This is a genomic window from Tatumella ptyseos ATCC 33301 (genome assembly GCF_000735525.1).
Lineage (GTDB): Bacteria > Pseudomonadota > Gammaproteobacteria > Enterobacterales > Enterobacteriaceae > Tatumella > Tatumella ptyseos.
Map to the genome: position 1 here is coordinate 51,254 of NZ_JMPR01000035.1, position 22,570 is coordinate 73,823.

Annotated in this window: 22 protein-coding genes and 1 pseudogene; 11 read left to right on the forward strand and 12 right to left on the reverse strand. The window is 52.3% G+C overall.

All coding sequences use genetic code 11. The features are described 5' to 3' along the window. Positions 1 to 159 precede the first annotated feature (159 nt). Complete coding sequence (locus GTPT_RS10070) at positions 160 to 723, reverse strand: CoA pyrophosphatase (protein WP_025903015.1); 564 nt, start codon at positions 721 to 723, stop codon at positions 160 to 162. After that, a pseudogene (gene pabB / locus GTPT_RS10075) lies at positions 716 to 2,093 on the reverse strand (aminodeoxychorismate synthase component 1). The gene GTPT_RS10070 and the pseudogene pabB overlap by 8 nt, the downstream one beginning before the upstream one ends. Before the next feature lie 114 nt (positions 2,094 to 2,207). On the opposite strand from pabB, the gene GTPT_RS10080 reads away from it, so the two are divergent. Further along, complete coding sequence (locus tag GTPT_RS10080) at positions 2,208 to 2,399, forward strand: YoaH family protein (protein WP_025903017.1); 192 nt, start codon at positions 2,208 to 2,210, stop codon at positions 2,397 to 2,399. Positions 2,400 to 2,405: 6 nt separating this feature from the next. Here GTPT_RS10080 and GTPT_RS10085 read toward each other — a convergent pair whose 3' ends face one another. Further along, on the reverse strand, positions 2,406 to 2,750 hold the full coding sequence (locus GTPT_RS10085; protein ID WP_025903018.1) for a RidA family protein: 345 nt from the start codon (positions 2,748 to 2,750) through the stop codon (positions 2,406 to 2,408). A gap of 125 nt (positions 2,751 to 2,875) precedes the next feature. Between GTPT_RS10085 and yoaA the strand changes: the two genes are divergently transcribed. From yoaA to rnd, 4 genes are all read left to right on the forward strand, one after another. Continuing rightward, the gene (gene yoaA, locus GTPT_RS10090; protein ID WP_038011371.1) at positions 2,876 to 4,810 is read left to right on the forward strand and encodes a DNA repair helicase YoaA; all 1,935 of its coding nucleotides are present in this window, start codon (positions 2,876 to 2,878) and stop codon (positions 4,808 to 4,810) included. 160 nt (positions 4,811 to 4,970) lie between these two features. After that, a complete protein-coding gene (gene tsaB / locus GTPT_RS10095) occupies positions 4,971 to 5,681 on the forward strand; it encodes a tRNA (adenosine(37)-N6)-threonylcarbamoyltransferase complex dimerization subunit type 1 TsaB (RefSeq protein ID WP_029990163.1) in 711 nt (236 codons plus the stop codon). Between the two features lie 61 nt (positions 5,682 to 5,742). Next, complete coding sequence (locus tag GTPT_RS10100; RefSeq protein WP_081671445.1) at positions 5,743 to 6,339, forward strand: Slp family lipoprotein; 597 nt, start codon at positions 5,743 to 5,745, stop codon at positions 6,337 to 6,339. A gap of 352 nt (positions 6,340 to 6,691) precedes the next feature. Further along, complete coding sequence (gene rnd / locus GTPT_RS10110; RefSeq protein ID WP_025903023.1) at positions 6,692 to 7,813, forward strand: ribonuclease D; 1,122 nt, start codon at positions 6,692 to 6,694, stop codon at positions 7,811 to 7,813. Positions 7,814 to 7,866: 53 nt separating this feature from the next. On the opposite strand, the gene minE is transcribed toward rnd, so the two are convergent. The 3 genes from minE to minC are packed head-to-tail and all read right to left on the reverse strand — an operon-like array spanning position 7,867 to position 9,714. After that, the gene (minE, locus tag GTPT_RS10115) at positions 7,867 to 8,136 is read right to left on the reverse strand and encodes a cell division topological specificity factor MinE (RefSeq protein WP_025903024.1); all 270 of its coding nucleotides are present in this window, start codon (positions 8,134 to 8,136) and stop codon (positions 7,867 to 7,869) included. 3 nt (positions 8,137 to 8,139) lie between these two features. Further along, a complete protein-coding gene (gene minD / locus GTPT_RS10120; RefSeq protein ID WP_025903025.1) occupies positions 8,140 to 8,952 on the reverse strand; it encodes a septum site-determining protein MinD in 813 nt (270 codons plus the stop codon). 33 nt (positions 8,953 to 8,985) lie between these two features. After that, the gene (minC, locus tag GTPT_RS10125) at positions 8,986 to 9,714 is read right to left on the reverse strand and encodes a septum site-determining protein MinC (protein WP_025903026.1); all 729 of its coding nucleotides are present in this window, start codon (positions 9,712 to 9,714) and stop codon (positions 8,986 to 8,988) included. Positions 9,715 to 9,871: 157 nt separating this feature from the next. On the opposite strand from minC, the gene GTPT_RS10130 reads away from it, so the two are divergent. From GTPT_RS10130 to GTPT_RS10140, 3 genes are all read left to right on the forward strand, one after another. Continuing rightward, on the forward strand, positions 9,872 to 10,144 hold the full coding sequence (locus tag GTPT_RS10130; RefSeq protein ID WP_025903027.1) for a YcgL domain-containing protein: 273 nt from the start codon (positions 9,872 to 9,874) through the stop codon (positions 10,142 to 10,144). Between the two features lie 272 nt (positions 10,145 to 10,416). Continuing rightward, positions 10,417 to 11,076 (forward strand): fumarylacetoacetate hydrolase family protein, encoded by a 660-nt coding sequence (locus GTPT_RS10135; protein ID WP_025903028.1) that lies wholly within the window; start codon positions 10,417 to 10,419, stop codon positions 11,074 to 11,076. A gap of 64 nt (positions 11,077 to 11,140) precedes the next feature. Beyond that, positions 11,141 to 11,590, forward strand: coding sequence for a YcgN family cysteine cluster protein (locus GTPT_RS10140; protein ID WP_025903029.1), 450 nt, complete (start codon positions 11,141 to 11,143; stop codon positions 11,588 to 11,590). Between the two features lie 35 nt (positions 11,591 to 11,625). Here GTPT_RS10140 and dsbB read toward each other — a convergent pair whose 3' ends face one another. Further along, positions 11,626 to 12,141, reverse strand: coding sequence for a disulfide bond formation protein DsbB (dsbB, locus tag GTPT_RS10145; protein WP_029990332.1), 516 nt, complete (start codon positions 12,139 to 12,141; stop codon positions 11,626 to 11,628). A 264-nt stretch (positions 12,142 to 12,405) separates the two neighbouring features. Here dsbB and fadR point away from each other — a divergent pair, with 264 nt between their 5' ends. Continuing rightward, positions 12,406 to 13,125 carry a fatty acid metabolism transcriptional regulator FadR gene (gene fadR, locus GTPT_RS10150; RefSeq protein WP_029990333.1) on the forward strand — a complete coding sequence of 240 codons (720 nt, stop codon included), beginning with the start codon at positions 12,406 to 12,408 and terminating at the stop codon, positions 13,123 to 13,125. Between the two features lie 31 nt (positions 13,126 to 13,156). Here the strand turns inward: fadR and GTPT_RS10155 are convergent, their stop codons facing one another. Beyond that, positions 13,157 to 14,692 (reverse strand): SpoVR family protein, encoded by a 1,536-nt coding sequence (locus tag GTPT_RS10155; protein ID WP_029990334.1) that lies wholly within the window; start codon positions 14,690 to 14,692, stop codon positions 13,157 to 13,159. A gap of 478 nt (positions 14,693 to 15,170) precedes the next feature. Between GTPT_RS10155 and GTPT_RS10160 the strand changes: the two genes are divergently transcribed. Both GTPT_RS10160 and dadX read left to right on the forward strand, forming a co-directional pair. Next, the gene (locus tag GTPT_RS10160) at positions 15,171 to 16,469 is read left to right on the forward strand and encodes a D-amino acid dehydrogenase (protein ID WP_025903033.1); all 1,299 of its coding nucleotides are present in this window, start codon (positions 15,171 to 15,173) and stop codon (positions 16,467 to 16,469) included. 17 nt (positions 16,470 to 16,486) lie between these two features. Beyond that, entirely contained in the window at positions 16,487 to 17,557 is a 1,071-nt protein-coding gene (gene dadX / locus GTPT_RS10165) for a catabolic alanine racemase DadX (RefSeq protein WP_029990335.1), read from the forward strand. Between the two features lie 95 nt (positions 17,558 to 17,652). Here the strand turns inward: dadX and GTPT_RS10170 are convergent, their stop codons facing one another. The 4 genes from GTPT_RS10170 to GTPT_RS10180 form a co-directional block, all read right to left on the reverse strand. Beyond that, positions 17,653 to 18,843: a multidrug effflux MFS transporter gene (locus GTPT_RS10170; protein ID WP_025903035.1), complete on the reverse strand. Its 1,191-nt coding sequence runs from the start codon at positions 18,841 to 18,843 to the stop codon at positions 17,653 to 17,655. A 159-nt stretch (positions 18,844 to 19,002) separates the two neighbouring features. After that, positions 19,003 to 20,718 (reverse strand): potassium/proton antiporter, encoded by a 1,716-nt coding sequence (locus GTPT_RS10175; RefSeq protein ID WP_371190692.1) that lies wholly within the window; start codon positions 20,716 to 20,718, stop codon positions 19,003 to 19,005. A 212-nt stretch (positions 20,719 to 20,930) separates the two neighbouring features. Then, positions 20,931 to 21,029, reverse strand: coding sequence for a YoaK family small membrane protein (locus tag GTPT_RS17525; protein WP_145959578.1), 99 nt, complete (start codon positions 21,027 to 21,029; stop codon positions 20,931 to 20,933). Between the two features lie 251 nt (positions 21,030 to 21,280). Then, positions 21,281 to 22,555, reverse strand: coding sequence for a YeaH/YhbH family protein (locus GTPT_RS10180; protein ID WP_029990336.1), 1,275 nt, complete (start codon positions 22,553 to 22,555; stop codon positions 21,281 to 21,283). Between the last annotated feature and the right edge of the window lie 15 nt (positions 22,556 to 22,570).

Consider the following 22,570-nt stretch of genomic DNA (forward strand, 5'->3'; position numbering starts at 1 on the left):
AACTCCCATACTTTGGTCAATCTGGCTATAACCGGCTGATGCTGGTTGTTCCGCAGGAAAGCCAGCGCATCAGCGCAGTAAAATGTGTTCCGGGTAAGATACACGGAATAATTATTGATGGAAAAGTGAGATAACGACAGGGATTATCGCTAAAGAAGGCTATTCACCGGTTATCTGTTTTCCAAGGTTGCGAATAATACCTGCAGTCATGCCCCAGATAAAATGCTTTTGGTAATCCACCACCCGGACCGTGTGGGGCTGTCCGTTTCGCAGCACGTCCAGCCGGAAAAAGTTCGCAGGGGAAAGCAAGGGGGCTAATGGTACTTCAAAGCTCAGCGCGACTTCTTCCGGGGCCAGGGTCAGCAGAGTGCCTGGCGTTAACAACGCCACAAACGGGGTGACGCGAAAGCCGGTCTGACTGCTGACGACGGGGAGGGTACCGATAACCTCGATGTGACGGGGGGGCACCCCCAATTCTTCACAGGTTTCCCGTAGCGCGGTCTGCATCAGTGAACGGTCAGCCGGATCCCGTTTCCCGCCGGGAAAGGCAACCTGTCCCGGATGATGCCGCAAATGCGCGGCACGCTTTGTCAGCAGCAGGTGTGGCTCCGGATACGTTATCACCGGCACTAATACGGCCGCTTCACGGCCACCCGGCGACACCGGTGCATTGTCCGGGGGTAACAGTAAAGTGAACCGCTGACGGAATGCCTCGCTATTCATTGCAGGCCGAAGCGGATAAATGCTGCAGAGCCGGGAGGATCCTCTGCACTTTATGGAAAGTCTCCTGATACTCCTCGTCCAGGACGCTGTCGGCGACAATCCCGCCGCCGGCGGTACAGTAAAGTTTTCCGCCTTCGGCGGTCAGGGTCCGGATAGTGATACTGGTATCCATGGTACCGCAACGGCTGAGATAACCGATGCTGCCACACCAGGCATTCCGGCGATGAGGCTCCAGTTCGTCGATAATTTCCATGGCACGGATCTTCGGTGCCCCGGTAATGGATCCCCCCGGGAAGCAGGATCGTAACAGGTCAGTCGGGTGAAGATCGGCTGGCAGGCTTCCGCGAACCGTACTGACCAGATGATGCACCGCCGGGAAAGGCTCCACAGTGAACAGTTCAGGGACGGTCACACTGCCCGGTGTCGCAATGCGGCCGATATCGTTACGCAGCAAGTCGACAATCATCAGGTTCTCGGCCCGATCTTTTTCTGCGACCGCGAGTTCTGCGGCCTGCCTTGCATCTTCCTGCGGATCGGTCATCCGCGGGCGGGTCCCTTTAATCGGCCGGGTTTCAATCTCACTGCCGGAGACTTTAAGAAAGCGTTCCGGGGAGAGGCTCAGCAGACAGCTTTCGTTAAGACGAATAAATGCGCTGAAAGGCGCCCGGTTTTGGTGACTCAGATGTTCCCAGGCTTGCCACTCACTTCCTTCATAACCGGCGCTGAACCGCTGTGCCAGATTTATCTGGTAACAGTCGCCGGCACGGATATACTCTTTGACCCGCTCGAAACACCGGGCGTAGCCCTGAGCCGATAAATTGCTTTCCCAGTCGGTCAGTAACCGAAAGGGGGGCTGCGGAGATAACTGTTGTTCAGACAGCCAGTGAAGACGCTGGCTGACGTCGCTCAGGCTGACCAGGGTAAGGCGTTTTTGATGGTGATCTGCTATCATGGCCCAGTCGTAAATACCGACTGCCATATCAGGGGTCTGCAGATCGTTTATTGCCCGTTGGGGAAGGTGTTCAAATCGTCGCCCCAGATCATAACCGAACAGACCCAGCGCGCCGCCGGCAAAGGGAATATCCGCATCGGGAGTGCCGACAGCCGGTAATATTTCCAGGGCTTCCTGCACCAGAGCCAGCGGATCCCGCCCGGAAAGCCTGAAGCCATCGGCATCTTCAATGGTAGTTTCAGTCCCACGGGTAGTGAGTGTCCGGAGGGGAGCCGCGCTAAAAAATATCAAAACGGTTATCGTGATGATCTGCACCGGAAGAGCTTAATAACATGGCCCACGGTTGTTCAGAAACACGCGAAAACCAGCCGGTAAGCGCGTCCGGAGAGTATGGCAGGGAAATTGTTTTCAGGGTCATAAGTGTCAGAAAGTCGTCAGCAACTAAACTGACTATAGCCTGACATATTTTTTTATCACTGACATCCGTTATCTCGTGCATCCTGCACAGAGCTGTTGTCTGACAGAGGTTTCTATGTTTAAAGGATTACCGGCACTTTCGGTTGAACAGCAACAACAGGCCGTCGAACGCATTCATCAACTGATTGCCGATGGCATGTCCAGCGGTGAGGCTATCGCACAGGTTGCGGCTGAAATTCGTGAAACGCACCAGGGCGGGATCAGCCTGGCGCGCTTTGAAGATGACGAAGAAGACGAGCAGGAATAGCGGCGCTTATAACGCGGCGATCACCTTAATTTCTACTTTGTATTTCGGATGCATCAGACCGGCCAGCACGGTGCAGCGCACCGGTGCATTTCCCGGAGAGACCCAGGCATCCCAGGCCTGGTTCATCGCGTCAAAATCGGCTTTGTCAGTCAGAAAAATGGTCGCGTCCAGGATCTTACTTTTATCGCTGCCGACGCGGGCCAGGATCTTATCGATAACGGCCAGGGCATCGGCGGTCTGTGCCAGGGCGTCGCCTTCAAGATCTTCCGGCACACTGGTGTAGTATACCGTCTGATCGTGAATTACGGCTTCGGACATACGGTGTTCAGGATCGATTCGTGTAATGGTCATTCACAACTCCTTAGTGTCAATGTCCGTCAGCCTGCCATATCAGGAGGAATATGTCATCCCTGGTGGTGAGCGGGCAGGATTACTGACATAATTGCAGGGTGCAACCGAATGACGAGAGAGGCGATGTGACTGAAGATTTTTCCCCGGGAGGGATCCTGACCGATGCCATTCCGGGTTTCCGGCCTCGCGCCGCTCAGCGGGAAATGGCTCAGGCCGTCACAACCGCAATATCAGAAGGGCATGAGCTGGTTGCGGAAGCCGGCACCGGCACCGGAAAGACCTTCGCCTATCTGGTTCCGGCGCTGCGCTCCGGTAAAAAAGTGATTGTCTCCACCGGTTCCCGTGCATTGCAGGATCAGCTTTATACCCGGGATCTCCCGACCATTGTTAACGCACTGTCCTACAAAGGAAAAACGGCTCTCCTGAAGGGCCGGTCGAATTACCTTTGTCTGGAAAGAATGGATCAGCAAAACCTCTCCGGTGGCGACCTTCCTGTACAGGCATTGAGTGATTTAGTCAGTGTCCGTGGCTGGTCGGCGGTGACGGTGGACGGAGATATCAGCAGTTGCGGTAGTGTGGCAGAAGACAGCACCTTATGGCCGCTGGTGACCAGTACCAATGATAACTGTCTGGGCAGTGACTGTCCCCGCTACAGTGACTGCTTTGTGGTTAAAGCGCGCCAGCGAGCGATGGATGCAGATGTCGTGGTGGTGAATCATCATCTTTTCCTTGCCGATCTGGTGGTCAAAGAAAGTGGTTTTGCCGAGCTGATCCCGGAGGCAGATGTCATGATCTTTGATGAAGCGCATCAGCTTCCTGACATTGCCAGCCAGTATTTCGGTCAGCAGATTTCCGGGCGTCAGATGCAGGATCTGTCGCGTGATATTACTATCGCATACCGTACCGAAGTGCGGGATGTACAGCAGTTACAGAAAGCGGCCGACCGTCTGGCTCAGGCCAGTCAGGACTTCCGGCTGATACTGGGAGACCCGGGGTATCGCGGTAATCTGCGGGAAGTCTTACAGCGTCCCGATGTTTCACGCATGCGGGTATTGCTGGATGATGCGCTGGAACTCTGCTACGACGTGATTAAACTCAGTCTTGGGCGCTCAGCCTTACTTGATGCCGCCTTCGAACGGGCAGCGCAATACCGGACCCGGCTTAAACGCATCAGTCAGACCAGTGAGGCGGGGTTCAGTTACTGGTATGAATGTAACGCCCGCTACTTTACCCTGGCACTGACACCACTTTCGGTCGCAGAACGCTTTCGTGAAGTGATGGATGCCCGTAAAGCCGCCTGGGTTTTCACCTCTGCAACCCTGTCCGTTAACGGCAAAATGGATCACTTCGCTGACCGGTTAGGGGTGAGCGGCGCCCGGCAGCTGATCCTCAACAGTCCTTTTGATTATCGTCAGCAGGCATTGCTTTGTGTGCCACGAAATCTTCCGGAAAACCAGCGTCCCGGGGCGGCTAAATCATTGGCCGCCATGCTTGCGCCGTTGATTGAAGCGAACCGGGGACGCTGCTTCTTTTTATGTACCTCGTATCAGATGATGCGTGATCTGGCGGCTGAATTCAGGGCGTTACTGACGTTGCCGGTACTGTTACAGGGAGAAACCAGCAAAGGTCAGATCCTGCAGCAGTTTATTGAGGCAGGTAATGCCTTGCTGGTGGCAACCAGCAGTTTCTGGGAAGGCGTGGATGTCCGCGGTGATGCGTTATCACTGGTGATTATCGATAAGCTGCCCTTTACCTCGCCGGAAGACCCTTTACTGAAAGCGCGAATGGAAGACGCGCGTCACCGGGGACTGGATCCTTTTAATGAAGTGCAATTGCCGGATGCGGTTATTACGCTGAAACAAGGGGCAGGGCGGCTGATCCGTGATGTGACGGATCGCGGTGTGCTGGTGATTTGTGATGCCAGACTGGTCTCAAGGCCTTACGGCGAGCTGTTTCTTAACAGTCTTCCGGATACACCGCGTACCCGGGATCTTGCCCGGGCGGAAGCGTTTATTACTGCAGGAAGTCCGCAGATGATGGAGGATACCGATGAAACCTGAGCCTGTCTTATTTTGTTGCGGATCATTTGCATTTCCTGATGTGTCTTTCATGTATCCCTGCGCCGCTGCGGTGTAGAATAGTCTTACCGGAAGAGGGCGGACGGGCGAAACTCCGCATCAGTCCTCACCGGTTCTTCACACTTATTAATAACGAAAAATTATGCAAGATATCTCAACACTGAAACTATTAGCCCTGGATACTGCGACAGAAGCCTGTTCCGCAGCCATCCTGAATCAACAGCAGCAGGATGCACGTTTTGAGATTGCGCCCCGTGATCACACCCGTAAGATCCTGCCGCTGGTGGCAGAATTACTGGCAGGACAGGAACTGACCCTGAATTCTCTGCATGCCCTGGTGTTTTGTCGTGGTCCGGGCAGTTTTACCGGTGTGCGTATCGGCATCGGCATTGCTCAGGGGCTGGCGCTCGGCGCGGAGCTACCAATGATTGGCGTCTCCACGCTGGCTACGCTGGCGCAAGGGGCTTTCAGACGCTGTCAGGCGGACAGGGTACTGACGGCCATTGATGCCCGGATGGGGGAAGTCTATTGGGCAGAATATCAGCGTGATGCGTCAGGAGAATGGCAGGGCAGTGACACCGAAGCCGTATTAAGTCCGGCTCAGGCCCTTCTGCGTATGCAGTCACTTTCCGGCCGCTGGGCAATGGCAGGAACAGGATGGCAGGCGTATCCGGAATTGCTGCAGGGGCATTCTCTGGAGCTGACGGAGGGGGCTACCGAATTACCGGCCGCAGAAGACATGCTGCCCCTGGCGACAGTGCTCTGGCAACGGGGCGAAGTGTCGCAGGCGGCAGACATTGAGCCGGTGTATCTGCGTAACGAAGTGACATGGAAAAAATTGCCTGGCAGATAATGCCGGCAGCATGTGGTTCGGATGAGGTGAGGCAACGGATAACATTCAGGAGATAATCATGATGAAACTGATCAAACATTGTCCGGCAATGCTGCTGGTCCCGGTATTACTGTTGTCAGGATGTGTTACGGTGCCGCAGAGTATCCGCGGTCATTCCCCGTTGCCTCAGCAGAATCTGGTCCAGGTGATGAATGCGCCGCAGCTTTATGTCGGTCAGGAATCACGGTTCGGGGGTAAAGTCGTCAGCGTGAGCAATACCAATGGCCGGACCCGCATTGAGCTGGCCGTACAGCCACTGGATGACAGCGCGCGGCCGGTGCTGGGTGCGGCTTCAATCGGCAGGATCTACGCGGACGTACCTGCTTTTGTCGACCCGGTTAACCTTAATAACCAGTATCTGACGGTGCTGGGCAATATCCGTGGTACCGATGAAGGTAAGGTCGGTAACGCGTCCTATAAATTCCTGGTGATTGATGTCACCGGTTATCAGCGCTGGCATCTGGTCAGACAGGTAATGACGCCACCGCAACCAATGGATCCGTGGTTCGTCTACGGCCCGGGTCCCGGACGTTACCGTCACGGTTACTGGGTTGCTAACCCCTGGTGGGGATTCTATAACCCGGGGCCGGCCACGGTTCAGTCTTACCTGACGGAATAAGTAATACGGTGACAAAGACCGTGGCCTGCCGGCCGCGGTTTTTTTGTGCGTTTCTCCGCTCCGCCAGGGGCCCGGCTTTTCGCATTTTCACCGTCTGGCGGGTAAATCAGGGCGGAGAGGTAAAGAGTTGCTTGACCCTGACTGTAATAATCTGACAGGGTAGGCAGATGCAGAAAACAGTTAATGCCCGGCAGCCGGACAATGTGGCTGGCCGGCACTGTTCAGGTCCACCGGAACAAGCTCCGTTATACCACCCCACGGTGGCGCCGGAATCTTTTTATACCAACGCCGGAGAGCCCGGCGTTTTTCATTATCGCTGTGATGCATTTCCACAGTAAGAGAGAATGTTGCTTTGAACTATCAATTAATTCATACCAATCAGCAACTGGCAGAGGTTTGCGCTGAAGCCAGACAGAAAACAGCCGTTGCCCTGGATACCGAGTTTGTCCGTACCCGAACCTATTATCCGCAACTGGGGTTGATCCAGTTATTTGACGGCTCACTCCTGACGCTGATTGATCCTCTCGGGATCAGCGACTGGGAACCCTTCAAGGCCCTGCTGAGTGATGTTCAGGTGGTTAAGTACCTGCATGCTGGCGGAGAAGATTTAGAAGTCTTCCTTAACCGTTTCGGTGTTCTGCCTGAACCCATGGTCGATACCCAAATCCTGGCGGCATTCCTGGGCTTCCCGATGTCACTGGGATTTGCAGCAATGGTCTCAGAGTTCGAGGGTGTGACGCTGGATAAAAGTGAATCACGCACTGACTGGCTGGCCAGGCCTCTCAGTGAACGTCAGTGTGAGTATGCCGCGGCAGATGTCTGGTATTTGTTGCCGATTGCACAAAAACTGCATCAGCAGGCTGAAGAGCAACAGGTGCTGGCAGATGCACTCAGTGAATGTACGATGTTATGCGAAAGGCGCAGAGATATCCTGCCGGCGGATCAGGCATGGATTGATATCAGTCAGGCCTGGCAGCTCCGCCCGTTACAACTGGCAGCGTTGCAGAAGCTCGCAGAATGGCGCCTGAACTATGCACGGCGTAAAGATATGGCGGTTAACTTCGTCGTCAAAGAGGAAAACCTCTGGAAAGTCGCACGCTATCTGCCAGGGTCTCTGGGGGAGTTACACGAGATGGGGCTTGCCGGACCGGAAATACGTTTCCACGGCGACACCTTGCTTCGTCTGGTCGCTCAGGCCAAAGAGGCCCCGGAAGAGAGTTATCCGTTACCGTTGAAAAATCTGATCGAATGCCCTGGCTATAAAGCCCTGTTTAAGGACCTGAAAGCCTGCATTAAATCGATCAGTGACCGCACGGGCTTCAGTCAGGAGTTACTGGCTTCCCGTCGGCAGATCAATCAGGTACTGAGTGAACACTGGAAAATTAAACCTGTGAGTCGCACGCCGGAGCTGCTGAAAGGCTGGCGGGGTAAACTGATGGAACAGGAAATTACCGCCATTATCGACGGTAAATAAGAAACCGGTGAATGCCGCCGTTGAGCGCGGCATTCATTATCGGTTGCAGGGCCTCATTTCGCGGCTTCTTCAGCTTCCGGTAGCGTCACGTTGAGCTCAAGAATCGAGATATCTTCCCCTTTCTGGTCCAACTGAACGGTAACCATCTCCGGATCAATCTTCACATACTTACAAATCACTTCCAGAATATCGCGTTTCAGTTGCGGAAGATAATGGGGTTCACTGTCTCCACGACGTCGTTCCGCGACGATGATTTGCAGACGTTCTTTAGCAATGTTTGCAGTATGTTTTTTCCGGGATAAAAAGAAATCAAGTAATGCCATGTCTTATCCCCCGAACAGGCGTTTTAGGAAACCCTTCTTCTCTTCTTCAATAAAGCGGAAGGGACGTTCTTCACCGAGTAAGCGATCGACGGTATCAGCATAGGCTTTGCCTGCGTCTGAAATAGTATCCAGAATCACAGGTTCGCCCTGGTTTGAAGCACGCAGCACTGACTGGTCTTCGGGGATCACTCCCACCAGAGGGATACGCAGGATCTCCAGGACATCTTCCATGCTTAACATGTCGCCACGGCTGACCCGGCCCGGGTTGTAACGGGTCAGCAGAAGGTGTTCTTTGATAGGTGTTTCACCTTTTTCTGCACGGCGTGACTTAGAGGCAATAATGCCGAGAATACGGTCAGAGTCGCGGACAGATGAGACTTCAGGGTTGGTGGTAATGATAGCTTCATCGGCGAAATAGAGTGCCATCAGCGCCCCGGTTTCGATACCGGCAGGGGAGTCACAAACCACAAAGTCGAAATCAAGGTCGGAAAGTTCGTTCAGGACTTTCTCCACACCTTCGTAGGTGAGCGCATCTTTATCGCGGGTCTGCGAAGCCGGCAAGATAAACAGGTTTTCGGTACGTTTGTCTTTAATCAATGCCTGATTCAGCGTGGCATCACCCTGGATAACATTGACAAAGTCATAGACAACCCGCCGTTCGCATCCCATGATCAGGTCCAGATTACGCAGACCGATATCGAAATCGATAACGACGGTTTTTTTCCCTTTCTGCGCTAAACCGGTAGCGATGGCCGCGCTTGACGTGGTCTTGCCAACGCCCCCTTTGCCCGATGTAACTACAATAATGCGTGCCATATATGATGATTTCCTTAACAATAGAAAAGGGGTCTAATTGAGTGTCTTAATCGACAGTACACCGTCAGTTAACGACAAGCGTGCCGCTTGTCCGGAATATTCTGACGGGATCTGATCCATAATCCAGTATTCACCGGCAATGGACACCAGTTCTGCCGCTAAATGGGTACAAAAAATTTCGGCGCTCTGCTCACCACTGGCTCCTGCCAGGGCGCGGCCCCGCATCATTCCGTAGATATGAATATTACCATCCGCGACAAGTTCGGCACCGGCACTGACACTGCTGGTGACGATCAGGTCCGCATTTTTAGCATAAATTTGCTGACCCGAACGTACCGGAGTATTGACGATCCGCGTACGGGCGAACGTCTCTCCCTCTGTCACCACAGGCGGTGCTGTCACCGGTGGCTCTGCCGGGGCAGGTAACGGTTCACTGTCACGGGTTTTACGTAAGTCTTTTCCCTCGGTCAGTACCGGCAGACCTGCAGCCTGAATCAGTTGCTTTAGCTGTTCATCTTTACAACCGCTGACACCCATAATACGCAAGCCGGTCGAGGTGATCGCTGACTGGATTTTCGGCCAGTTCACGTCCGCGGATAACGAGGAAATATTCAGAACAACCGGGGCATTTTTAAGAAACGCCGGTGCCTGATCAATTTTTTCCAGAATCGCCTGACGGATCACTTCGGGCTGTGTGTGGTGAAGATGTACAACAGATAAAGTAAAACTGCTTCCTTTAAGTTCAATTGGCGTTTGCGACATCTGTCCTGACCAGTCCTGTTTTTACAGTTTCATTTCTGAACAGGCGTTTAAATATCCGCCATTGGCCCAGAAGGTTCAATATTCGAATGACTCTTGTCATGTTATAGTTACACTATTATCAGGGCAAGTCACCACAGAGATTAATTCGGAGAAAAATATGTTATGTGCCATCTACAGAAGTTCATTACGGGACCAGACCTATCTGTATATTGAAAAAAAAGATGATTTCTCCCGTGTCCCTGAAGAGCTTCTGAAAGGTTTTGGCAAACCAGTGCTGGCTATGGTGCTATCCCTGGCCGGGCGGGAAAAATTAGGCAGTGCCGATATCAATAAAGTGAAGCAGGAATTGCAGGAAAAAGGCTATTATTTACAGGTACCACCACCGGTCGAAAACTTACTTAAAACACATCTGGCTTCTGCAAAAAATTAATTATTAAGATTACTCTGTAATTATAACCAGTATTATTTCCGGGATGTTCAATACATCCCGTTTCACATTTTCTGGTCAGAACCTCATTGCCACACCTCTCATTTTATCTTTAACCCGGCAGCCGGTTTCCGTTAACGTTAATCCGGGGTAAGAATTTGTTACCTGTTTCCCCGCAGAAGATGTGCTCAGCCGGAGGGGAACTATTTTCTTTTCTGCAGTTTCCTGATAATTATGGTTCGCTAATTGTTCACTTTTTGTAACGAGGGCTCGACATGTATCAGCATCGGAACTGGCAGGGAGAATTACTGGAGCTGCCCGCAGGTAAAGTGGTTTGCGTTGGCAGTAATTACGCGAAACATATCAGTGAAATGGGCAGTATTACCCCCGAAGAGCCGGTCGTCTTTATTAAACCTGAAACGGCACTCTGTGATTTACGACAGCCGCTGCATCTGCTTACCGGTTTTGGCGAAATCCACCATGAAACCGAGCTGGCAGTACTGATAGGCAGTACCTTACAACAGGCAAGCGAAGCACAGGTCTTACCGGCAATTGCAGGTTACGGCGTTGCGCTGGATTTGACCTTGCGTTCGGTGCAGGCGGGACTCAAAAAGAAAGGGCAGCCGTGGGAAAAATCAAAAGGGTTTGATAATTCCTGTCCTGTTTCGGGGTTTGTGCCGGCGGCAGAATTCAGCAGCGACCCGCAAAACACCACGCTGCAACTGGAGGTCAATGGGGAAATCCGTCAGTCAGGGAATACCCGCGATATGATCCATAAGATAGTGCCGCTGATAGCCTATATGTCCCGTTTCTTTACCCTCCGTCCCGGCGATATTATTCTCACCGGCACCCCTGAAGGGGTCGGGCCGTTGAATGCCGGAGATGCGTTAACCGTCTCTTTTGCCGGCCATGCGATTACCACACGGGTCGCATAGGGCTTGCATATCGGGCGATGACTCTTTATAACGGGCGCCTGAAACGGATAAAGAGAAATTGCTAATGACGACAAATGCCCCGTTCTGGGAAACCAGGCGCCTTGAAGAGATGACCGATGAGGAGTGGGAATCCGTCTGTGATGGCTGCGGACAGTGTTGTCTGAATAAATTACAGGACGCGGATACGGATGAAATTTACTTCACCAACGTGGCCTGTAATTTGCTGAACATCAAAAGCTGTCGTTGCAGGCACTATGAAAACCGCTTCGAGTATGAACCCGATTGCATCAAGCTGACGCGCGAAAACCTGCCGACATTCTCCTGGCTCCCCCGGACGTGCGGGTACCGTTTACTGGCTGAAGGCAAACCCTTGCCTGCCTGGCATCCGCTGCGCACCGGGTCTGCGAAAGAGATGCATGCGAACCGTATCTCGGTCAGATATATTGCCGTGCGGGAAAGTGAAGTGCAGAACTGGGAAGATCATATCATCGAACGTCCCGACCGGGGCTGCTAAGGGTAACCCATCCTGGCCGGGACATGCGGACCGGCTTACTTCCTTTTGAACAGGCTTATCTGGGCAATTAACACCACAACAGCGACCAGCAGATAGGCGGCGAACACGCCAACCAGCCACTCAGGCATGCTGAGGTTGAAAAGCGTCCAGCTGCGATCCAGACAGTTACCATTGGCGACGAACATTCCGGGGACCCACTGGTCCAGCGGCAGCCAGGAAGGAAAACGGGCTTTAAAGTCACAGGTTGCGAACAGCGGCGGATGGATCTGTAGCATCGTGTGTTCCCAGGATAACCTGAGTCCTTCCGTGGCACTGACCAGCCAGAAAATGATCCCGGCAAAGCGCAACGGGGTTGCCGGCGCGATAGCCCCCACAACTCCGGCCAGTAGCACGCCCAATAATGCACAGCGCTCATAAATACACATCACGCAGGGCCTCAGACCCATGACATGCTGGAACCAGAGTGCGGTGAGTTCAAGTGCCAGCGCTGTCAGAGCCAGAAGCAGCCAGGCGCCCCGGCCTCTGGAACAGCGATTTAACATTACTAACATACTGTTTTCCTTATTTAATCCCGACGTCAGGAAGTGTAAACAAAAACACGTTATATGCCATCTCTGTCGGAGAATATTATCAACAAAATATGTCAGAGGACGATCACTTTTTCTGACTGGCCGCTGCTGAAGAATTTAATACGTTGTTAATTAATTGATTGATGCTGATCCCGTTTTAGTTATCCGGGTGCTATAACGCTGAACAGGCTTTTGCTATGATACTTTTTTCGTCAAAGGCATGTCAGGTTAAGAGAAAGAAACGTTATGGTCATCAAGGCACAGACTCCTGCAGGATTTGCTGAAGAGTATATTATCGAAAGCATCTGGAACAGTCGTTTTCCCCCGGGAACCTATTTGCCTGCTGAACGCGAATTATCCGAACTTATCGGTGTGACAAGGACGACGCTTCGCGAAGTTCTGCAGCGTTTATCCCGGGATGGCTGGCTGACTATCCGCCATGGGAAACCGACGCAGGTGAATAACTTCTGGGAAACCTCCGGTCTGAATCTTCTTGAGACGCTGGCGCATCTGGACCATGAAAGTGTCCCGCAGATGATCGATAATCTTTTTGCGGTTCGTACCAGTATTGCGAGTATTTTTATCAGCCGGGCTTTGACACATAACCCTTTGCAGGCTCAACAGGTACTTACTGAAGCGCTAAATGCGGTAGCCGGCAGCGCAGAGTATACCGATATTGATTACCGGCTTTTCCAGGGGCTTGCTTTCGCCTCCGGCAATCCTATCTATGGTCTGATCATTAATGGCCTGAAAGGCTTGTTTACGCGGGCAGGGCGACAATACTTCTCACTGGATGAGGCTCGTCAGCTGGCATACAGCTTTTATCATAAACTTTATGAACTGAGCCTGGCCGGGGTAAGTAAATCAGAGGTGGCAGACACTATTCGTGATTACGGTCGGCGCAGTGGGGAGATCTGGCAGGCCTTGCAGGTCTCCATGCGACAGAACGCCGCAGAGGCATCGTAAACGCGCAGCGCCGGTCAGTCCGGCGCAGGCATTATTGACGGGGCGCACGGGAAGGGCAGCGCTCAAGCAGTTCCACACTTCCGTCCTCATTCTCCTGCTCCAGCAGAACATCAAAACCCCATAAGCGGTGAATGTGCTTCATGACTTCTGTCCGGGTGTCTGCCAGAGACACTCTTTTCTGCGGTATATAGCGCAGAGTCAATGATCTGTCGCCGCGTAAATCGACATTCCATACCTGAATATTGGGCTCCAGCAGGCTCAGATTATATTGTGCCGACAGTTGCTGGCGGATTGACCGATACCCTTCGTCGTCGTGGATAGCGGAAATTTCCAGATAATTTTTTCGGTCATCATCGGCCACCGCAAATAAGCGGAAATCCCGCATCAGTTTGGGCGACAGAAACTGGCTGATAAAACTTTCATCTTTAAATTCCCGCATGGCGAAATGCAGCGTTTCCAGCCAGTCTTTACCGGCAATGTCAGGAAACCAGCGCTTATCTTCTTCTGTGGGCTGCTCACAGATACGCCGGATATCCTGAAACATTGCAAACCCCAGCGCATAAGGATTAATCCCGCTATACCACTGGCTGTTATAGGGGGGTTGCGCGACGACATTGGTATGATTATGCAAAAATTCGAGCATAAACCGGTCACTGACTTTACCTTCGTCATACAAATGGTTCAGCAAGGTATAGTGCCAGAAGGTTGCCCAGCCTTCGTTCATGACCTGGGTCTGTTTTTGAGGATAAAAATACTGACTGATTTTACGGACGATGCGTAAGATCTCGCGCTGCCAGGGCTCAAGCAGCGGGGCATTTTTTTCCATGAAATAGAGCAGGTTTTCCTGAGGCTCTGCCGGATAGCGGGGCGCAGAGGTCTCTTCTGCCTCTTTTTCTTTACGTGGCAGAGTGCGCCACAGGGTGTTTATCTGGCTCTGCAGGTAGGCTTCCCGGCTCTGCTGGCGCACCTTCTCTTCCTGCAGTGATATTTTTTGGGGGCGCTTATAGCGGTCAACACCATAATTCATCAGGGCATGGCAGGAGTCAAGTAAACGTTCAACGCTCTCAATGCCATATATTTCTTCGCAATCCGCAATGTAATTTCTGGCAAACAGCAGATAGTCGACGATAGACCCGGCATCTGTCCAGCTGCGGAACAGGTAGTTATTTTTGAAAAAAGAGTTATGACCATAGCAGGCATGGGCCATCACCAGAGCCTGCATCGTCATGGTATTTTCTTCCATGAGATACGCAATACACGGATTAGAATTGATGACGATTTCGTAGGCGAGTCCTTGTTGGCCGTGTTTGTAGAGTTGCTCGGTTTCTATAAATTTTTTACCGAAAGACCAATGGGTATAATTGATAGGCATACCGATGCTGGAGTAGGCATCCATCATTTGTTCTGAGGTAATGACTTCAATCTGATGGGGATAGGTGTCCAGCCGGTAATGCTTAGCGACTCTGTCAATCTCAGACAGGTATTGTTCCAGCAAATCAAACGTCCAGTCCGGACCATCACTCAGGCGCTCAGGCCGCAGGACAGGCCGGTCAAAAAAGGTTGTCATAGCACACCTCGTCTTTCTGCAGCGAATTATCTTCCGGCGAACCGGCATCATCATCCTGATAAAAGAAACGTTTGCGTACCTGTCAGGTACTTTTTAAGGATAGTCGATACTTTTGCGGGGCAGTAACCCTGGCGGCAGAAAAGGGCGACAAAAAAAGGCTGAATTATGTTACGGGCTATTTTTGTGCCTGAAAGATAAATTTTGAGCAACAAAACAGGATAATATCCTGTATATAAGGTAATTTTATGGCAACATTTAAAAATTCTGACAACCTTTCTTAAAGCGCATATCCGCATAATTAACTACTAATTTTTAATATTAAACCGATTTAACTACTGAATATTCACTTTAGTGCTGATTTTAGTTACCAGGAAAGTAAAAAAAAGGTGAAATAGCCTGAATCGGGTCATATGGGTCGTGTTAGTTGATAACACTACTCTGAAGGTCTTTATCAGGTTTATTATGCTACGGGGGTGGTATGAAGGTTTTGATTCTGGGAAGTGGTGTTGTAGGAGTAACGAGTGCCTGGTATCTGGCGCAGGCAGGGCATGAAGTCACGGTCATCGATCGCAGTAGCGGGCCGGCAGAAGAGACCAGTGCCGGGAATGCCGGTCAAATCTCCCCGGGTTACGCCTCGCCCTGGGCAGCGCCAGGTATTCCCCTGAAGGCCGTAAAATGGATGTTCCAGAAACATTCACCCCTGTCGATCCGTCCGGACGGGACAACTTTTCAGCTGCAATGGATGTGGGAAATGCTGAAAAACTGCACCCTGCCACATTACCAGGAAAACAAAAGCCGTATGGTGCGGATTGCGGAGTACAGCAGGGATTGCCTGAAAGATTTGCGGGCGACGACGGGTATCCTTTACGAGGGCCGTCAGGGAGGAACCCTGCAGTTATTCCGTACCGAACAGCAGTATGAGAATGCCTCTAAGGATATTAAAGTGCTGGAGGAAGCGGGTGTTCCTTACCGTTTACTCAAATCCGCTGAGCTTCATAGCATCGAACCGGCGCTGGCAGCCACTCAGCATAAACTGACCGGCGGTTTGCAGTTACCGAACGATGAAACCGGGGATTGTCAGTTATTCACCCGGCGGTTGGCCGCCATGGCCGAAGAAGCCGGAGTCACCTTCCGTTATAATGTGGCTGTCGATCAGTTACTGCGTGACGGAAACAGCATTAGCGGAGTGAAATGCGGTGCGGAAACCCTGACCGCTGACCGTTATATTGTGGCCTGTGGCTCTTATTCAACCGCACTGCTGAAAGATATCGTTCCGGTGCCGGTTTATCCACTGAAAGGCTATTCCCTGACCATCCCGGTAAAAAACGCGGACGGTGCACCTGAATCCACCATCCTTGATGAAACCTATAAAGTTGCAGTAACACGATTCGATAACCGCATCCGGGTCGGAGGTATGGCAGAGATTGTTGGTTTTAACACCAAACTGTTACCGGCTCGCAGAGAAACACTGGAGATGGTCGTCAGGGATCTCTATCCTGAAGGCGGGTTTGTTGAACAGGCAACATTCTGGACCGGTTTGCGCCCGATGACCCCGGATGGTACCCCGATCGTTGGCCGTACACCGCTGACGAATCTGTACCTGAACACCGGGCATGGCACACTGGGATGGACGATGGCATGTGGTTCCGGAAAACTGATTGCCGATATTATTTCCGGTAATACGCCGGATATTGCGGCTGATGATTTGTCGGTGATGCGCTACTTACCGGGTTTTGATCGCCGGTCATCATTATCCGGTATTAAAGCTGTCAGTTAACGTTTCAGGAGAGTGAGATGTCCCGACCGATTTTCGCCACGGTAAATCAGCAGGCGTTAGAGCAGAATTTAGCGATTATCAGAAAAAAAGTGCCGGATTCAAAAATCTGGACAGTAGTTAAAGCAAATGCCTACGGGCACGGTATTTCCCGGTGTTATGAGGCCCTGAGTTCTGCAGACGGTTTTGCGCTGCTGAACTATGAAGAAGCCATACTTCTCCGTGAACAGGGTTGGAAAAAACCTATTTTGTTACTGGAAGGTTTTTTTAAGGCACAGGATCTGGCCTTGCTGGATCGCTATCGTCTGACGACCAGCGTACACAGTGAGTGGCAGATTGAAGCTCTGGCAAACGCCCGGTTATCCGCGCCGCTGAATATCTATGTCAAAATTAACAGCGGCATGAATCGTCTGGGCTTTCGCCCGGAGCAACTTAAGGATGTCTGGCACCGGTTGGCTGCGTTGCCAAATGTGGGCGAAATGACTCTGATGACACACTTCGCCCGCGGTGAAGAGTCGGACGGCGTGACAGAGCCGGTGGCTTTGCTGGATGTCGCGGCTGAGGGCATGGAAGTGTCGCGCTGTTTCGCGAACTCGGCGGCGACATTATGGCACCCGCAGACACACCATCAGTGGGTCCGGCCAGGCATTATCCTCTACGGCGCATCACCTTCGGGCCGGTGGCAGGATATCGCCGATACCGGACTGCAGCCGGTCATGCAGTTGCACAGTGAGATCATCGGTATCCAGCAGTTACAACCGGGGCAAGGCGTCGGGTACGGTTACCGTTATCAGGCTGAAAGTGCGCAGCGGATTGGCGTGGTGGCGTGTGGTTATGCCGATGGTTACCCGCGTCATGCACCTACCGGTACTCCGGTGGCGGTAGACGGTATTCTGACCCGTACCGTTGGCCGCGTCTCGATGGATATGATTATGGTGGATCTTACTCCCTGTCCTCAGGCACAGATTGGCTCTAAGGTCGAACTGTGGGGAGAGCAGGTGCATATTGATGATGTGGCCGCGGCCTCTGATACCGTAGGGTATGAGCTTATGTGTGCCGTCGCCCCCCGGGTACCCTTCCGCACTCTTTAATTCTCTGACAGCCTCCCCGGTGTGCGGGAGGCTGTATTCTGTTAATCCCCGGGCTTGCGGCTGAACGCCCGGGGATTAACAGAAGGCCCTGACCATTACAGCTCGGTCAGGGTACCTTTTACAGAGTGGCTACAGCGCCAGGCGATAAAGGCCAGTACCGCGCCGATTAACATCATAAGGGAAAGCGCATGCTGAGGTGTCAGGGGCAGGGCCAGCATGCACAGGCTGCCACCGGCTCCGCCTGCCATCTGGAAGAACCCCTGCAACGCCGATGCCATACCCGCCTGTTGCTGGTAAGGTTCCAGCGCATAGCTGGTGGCCGGGCCGATAATAAACGCCAGACCCGCAACGGCGAGTGCGACCGGCAACATATAACTCAGCCAGTGTTGCTGAAGGGCTGTGCTGAACAGTACGGCTTCACTGCTCAGAAGACAGGCAGCAATCAGCATGCATATACCGCCAAAGAACAGGCAGAAGGGACGACCGGCTTTACGGATGACGTAACTGACAACACTGCTGACCAGCATGATCCACAAACCGTTGGCTCCGAAGGCCAGTGCAAAAGCAAACGATGACAGGCCCGCTTGCTCCATCAGAACCAGCGGTGCGAGTGACACATAGGTCAGAACCATTCCCAGCGCCCCTGCATTTGCCAGAGCAAAGCAGACAAACCGTACGTCAGAAAGAATAGACGCATACTGCTTTAACGGAAAAAAGGGGACTTTTAGCGTCTCTTTTGGGCGTGTTTCCGGCAGGAACAGCAGGATGACCACCCCAATCATGACCGCATACAGGCAAAGGAAGCTAAACGGTGCACGCCATCCCCAGAATTCTGCCAGCGTCCCCCCCAGTAAAGGCGCAAGCGCAGGAACGATATTCAGCGCGCCATTAAGAAAGCCGAAAGTTTTCGCGGCTTCGTCACCGCTGAGACGATCACGGACTCCACTGAACGCAACCACAGCCGTACAGCAGACAGCACAGCCCTGGATGATCCGTGCGGCCAGAAATACCGGCCAGTGGTCGGCGAGTGCAGCGGTCAGGCTGCCAGCGGCGTAAAGGCCTAATCCGGCGAGGGCGACGGGTTTGCGGCCGAAGTTATCTACCAGCGGCCCGGTGATTAACTGACCCAGTCCCATCACCAGTAAGAACAAGGGAATGGTAGACTGAATATTACTCACCGGGGTATGTAACCCGGAGGCAACCTGTGGCAGTGTGGGCAGATACAGGTCTATGCCCAGCGGGGCTAGCAGGACCAGGCTCAGCAGTAACAGAGTGTATTTATTCATAAATAAGCAGGTGACCTGAAAAAAGCGGACAAGATTACCCTGTTTCCGCGGTAACGAATAGTGATAAATAATAATTTTATGTCTGACCGTGAAGGGACAGTATTAACAGCAGACGCAGACTCCGCTGCAAGGCAACGGAGCTGCTCCTTCCGGCCGGGGTCAGGAAGCTTCCCCGCTCATTCTTACGCCGACTTTGAGGATATCGTTGCCTTCTTTTTCAGCAATAGTCCAGGTGATATTCATCCATTCGAGCTGATCACCGATGACCGGCGTTCCGCCTAATTGCTGAACAATCAGTCGGGACAGTGGCTGATGTGCCCGGACGTCGGGGTCGAGTTCCAGTCCGTACACCTGAGCAATATCATAAAGGTCTGTGCTGGCATCCAGAATAAAATCGCCAAAAAAACGTTGCTCCAGTGAAGAGGGCGGACTTTGACTGAACATTTTACCTAATGCCGGCAAATCTTTTTCCCGGCCGATCACACAGAGGATGTCATCTTCCTGCAAGCGGGTTGACCCTGACGGATGCATCAGCACATTACCGCGGAACAGTGCCGCAATACGGGTATCCGCCGGCATTTCAAGTTCTCTCAGTGCCGCACCAATACACCATTTGTCCGCGCTGAGCTGATAGACAAACTCTTCCCATTGCGTATCCGGATGGATGTCCAGCCCGATACGCTGAATAGGCTCTGCGGTCGGTGGTACCACAACTCTGGCAAGCTTTGCTGCTTTGGTCAGGGAGGTTCCTTGCAGCATCAGAGAGACCAGTACCACAAAGAAGGCAATATCGAAGTAAAGCTTAGCATTATCAAGTCCGGCCATCATCGGGAAAACCGCAAGGATAATCGGGACGGCTCCCCGTAAGCCTACCCAGCTGATAAAAAAACGTTCTCTCAGGGTGAAGTTTTTAAAAGGTAACAGCCCGGCAAACACAGACAGCGGCCGGGCGACAAAAATAAGCCACAGAGAGAGCATCATCGCGGGGAACGCAATTTGCCACAAATCTGTCGGTACCACTAACAGCCCGAGGACAATAAACATGCCGATTTGGCTTAGCCAGGCCATTCCGTCAAACGTTTGCAGAATTCCGTTACGGTTACGGATCGGTGTATTTCCCAGCCAGCAACCGCACAGGTAAACCGCCAGAATACCGCTGCCTTCCATCAATGTGGTCAGCGCAAAAACGAGGATCCCGCCGCTGACGGCCAGTAAAGGATAGAGACCCGGCGGTAAGGTAATGCGGTTAATAAGCTGCTGAAGGGCAAAGCCGCCACCGATCCCCAGTACAATACCCAGCCCGAATTCCCGGACCAGGTGCACCAGAAACATCATGCTCAGACCGGTTTGTCCTTTCTGGATCATCTCTATCAGAGTTATGGTTAAAAACACGGCCATCGGGTCATTACTGCCGGACTCGATTTCCAGCGTGGCACTGACCCTTTCGTTCAGGCCTTTCCCTCCCAGCAGTGAAAACACGGCCGCGGCATCGGTGGAGCCGATAATGGCACCTATCAGGAACCCTTGCATCAGGTCGAGATGAAATAACCAGGCGGCCATCAGCCCGGTCAGCCCGGCGGTGATTAACACACCAATAGTGGCGAGGGACAGGGAAGGCCGGAGCGCGACTTTCAGCGATGCGACACGGGTGCGCATTCCCCCGTCCAGCAGGATAACCGCCAGTGCCAGGTTAGAGACCAGATAGGCGGCGGGGTAGTTATTAAATACAATCCCACCAATGCCATCTTCTCCGGCCAGCATGCCCAGCGCGAGGAAAATCACCAGGATAGGAATACCCAGTTTCGATGAAAAGGCACTGAGTATAATACTTGACGCTACCAGCACTGAGCCAATAACAAAGAGACTGTAAATCATGCCGGAATCCAATATAACTGCTCCCTGAAGATAAATAATGTGGCAGAGATGAAACTCTGCAGGATCCCTGAATCGGGCCGGAAATCATAAACGGGGTGGCTTATCGGATAAGTCCGGCACCTTCAGTGACAAACAGACTTACCAACGCGCGGGTTATCAACGATAAACCACACCCCCGACAGCGCAGTAAACCACGGTATTTCTTTCTGTGTTTATTGCCCCGGCATCCATGCGCCGCTGGCAACGAACCAGGTCAGTAATCCCACACCGGCAATAATAATTGCGATCGGAAATAAATAGCCAATTTTCATGAAACGCTCCCGGAAACGGATAACCGCTGGCCTGCAGACCAGGGGATTTTTACAGGCGTTATAAGCAGTATCAGCGGTTCTCTGATGCTGCAGTGGTATTATAAACGAATACGTTATCCGGATGCATCGTCTAAGGTTATCGGCAGAAAAATAACACCCGTAAACAGAAAAAAAGAACAGGAGTTTCGTGGCAGTCGCTAAAACGGGCGGGTGTGTTTCCCGGACAGCAAGGGCCGATCCGGGAGACGAACTCAGTTACCGGCCGTCTGGCGCCGGAATAATTCACGGAACACCGGGTAAATATCTTCCTGTTCACGGATTTGCTGTATGGCGAAATTTTCAAAGCGTTTTTGCAACTGCTCATATTCACGCCACAATGTCTGAGGGGCCCGGCGGGTGATTTCGATATAACTGTAATAACGCATCACAGGCAGCAGCTCAGAGGCCAGCAATTCCTTACAGAGAGGAGAATCGTCAGCCCAGTTATCACCGTCAGAGGCCTGTGCGGCATAAATATTCCACTGTTGCGGGTCGTAGCGTTCCCTGATGACCTCATTCATCAGTTTCAGCGCACTGGAGACAATGGTCCCCCCGGTTTCCTGGGAATAGAAAAATTCATGCTCATCCACTTCTTTTGCCTGCGTGTGGTGGCGAATATAAACCACCTCAACGTTTTCATAGTTACGGCTCAGAAATAAATACAACAGAATATAAAACCGTTTCGCCATCTCTTTCGTCGGCTGATCCATCGAGCCGGAAACATCCATCAGGCAGAACATCACTGCCTGGCTGGAAGGTTCTGCCCGCTTTTCGAAGTTCTTATAGCGTAAATCGAAAGTATCAATAAACGGAACACGGGCGATGCTGGCTTTCAGTTCAGCGATTTCATGCTCCAGCCGTTCCTCTTCCCGGAGTTGTGCCGGTTCCTGGTGACGAAGTTCGCTCAGTGCCTGCTCGCATTCAGCCAATCGCCGGCGTTTACCCGCCGTCATCGCAGTGCGCCGGGCCAGCGAGTTTTGTAATGAGCGCACGACACTGATATTAGAAGGCACCCCATTCGCACTGTAACCCGCACGGTGAACTTTATATTCGGTTAAGCGGTTCTGGTTATTTTTCTGCAAATCAGGCAGGGCCAGGTCGTCAAACAGGAGATCAAGATATTCATCTTTTGAAATTGAAAAGCTGAAACTGTCTTCACCTTCTCCCTGCTGACTGGCTTTACCCTGACCGGATCCTGAGCCGCCACCGCCAGGGTTACGTTCGATACGGTCATGGGTAATAAACTGATCATTGCCGGGATGGACCCGGGTACGCTCACCGCCGCCGCCCTGATGAAAGGACGGCTCATGGATATCATCAATAGGGATGGAAACGGATCCACCGCTGCCGGTATCGGTGACTGAGCGTTTGTTGATGGCATCAGCCAGAGATTTTTTTATTTGCGATTTATAACGACGTAAAAAGCGCTGCCGGTTCACCGCGCTTTTATTTTTACCGTTGAGTCGCCGATCGATAAAATAAGACATAACTGACTCCCGGAC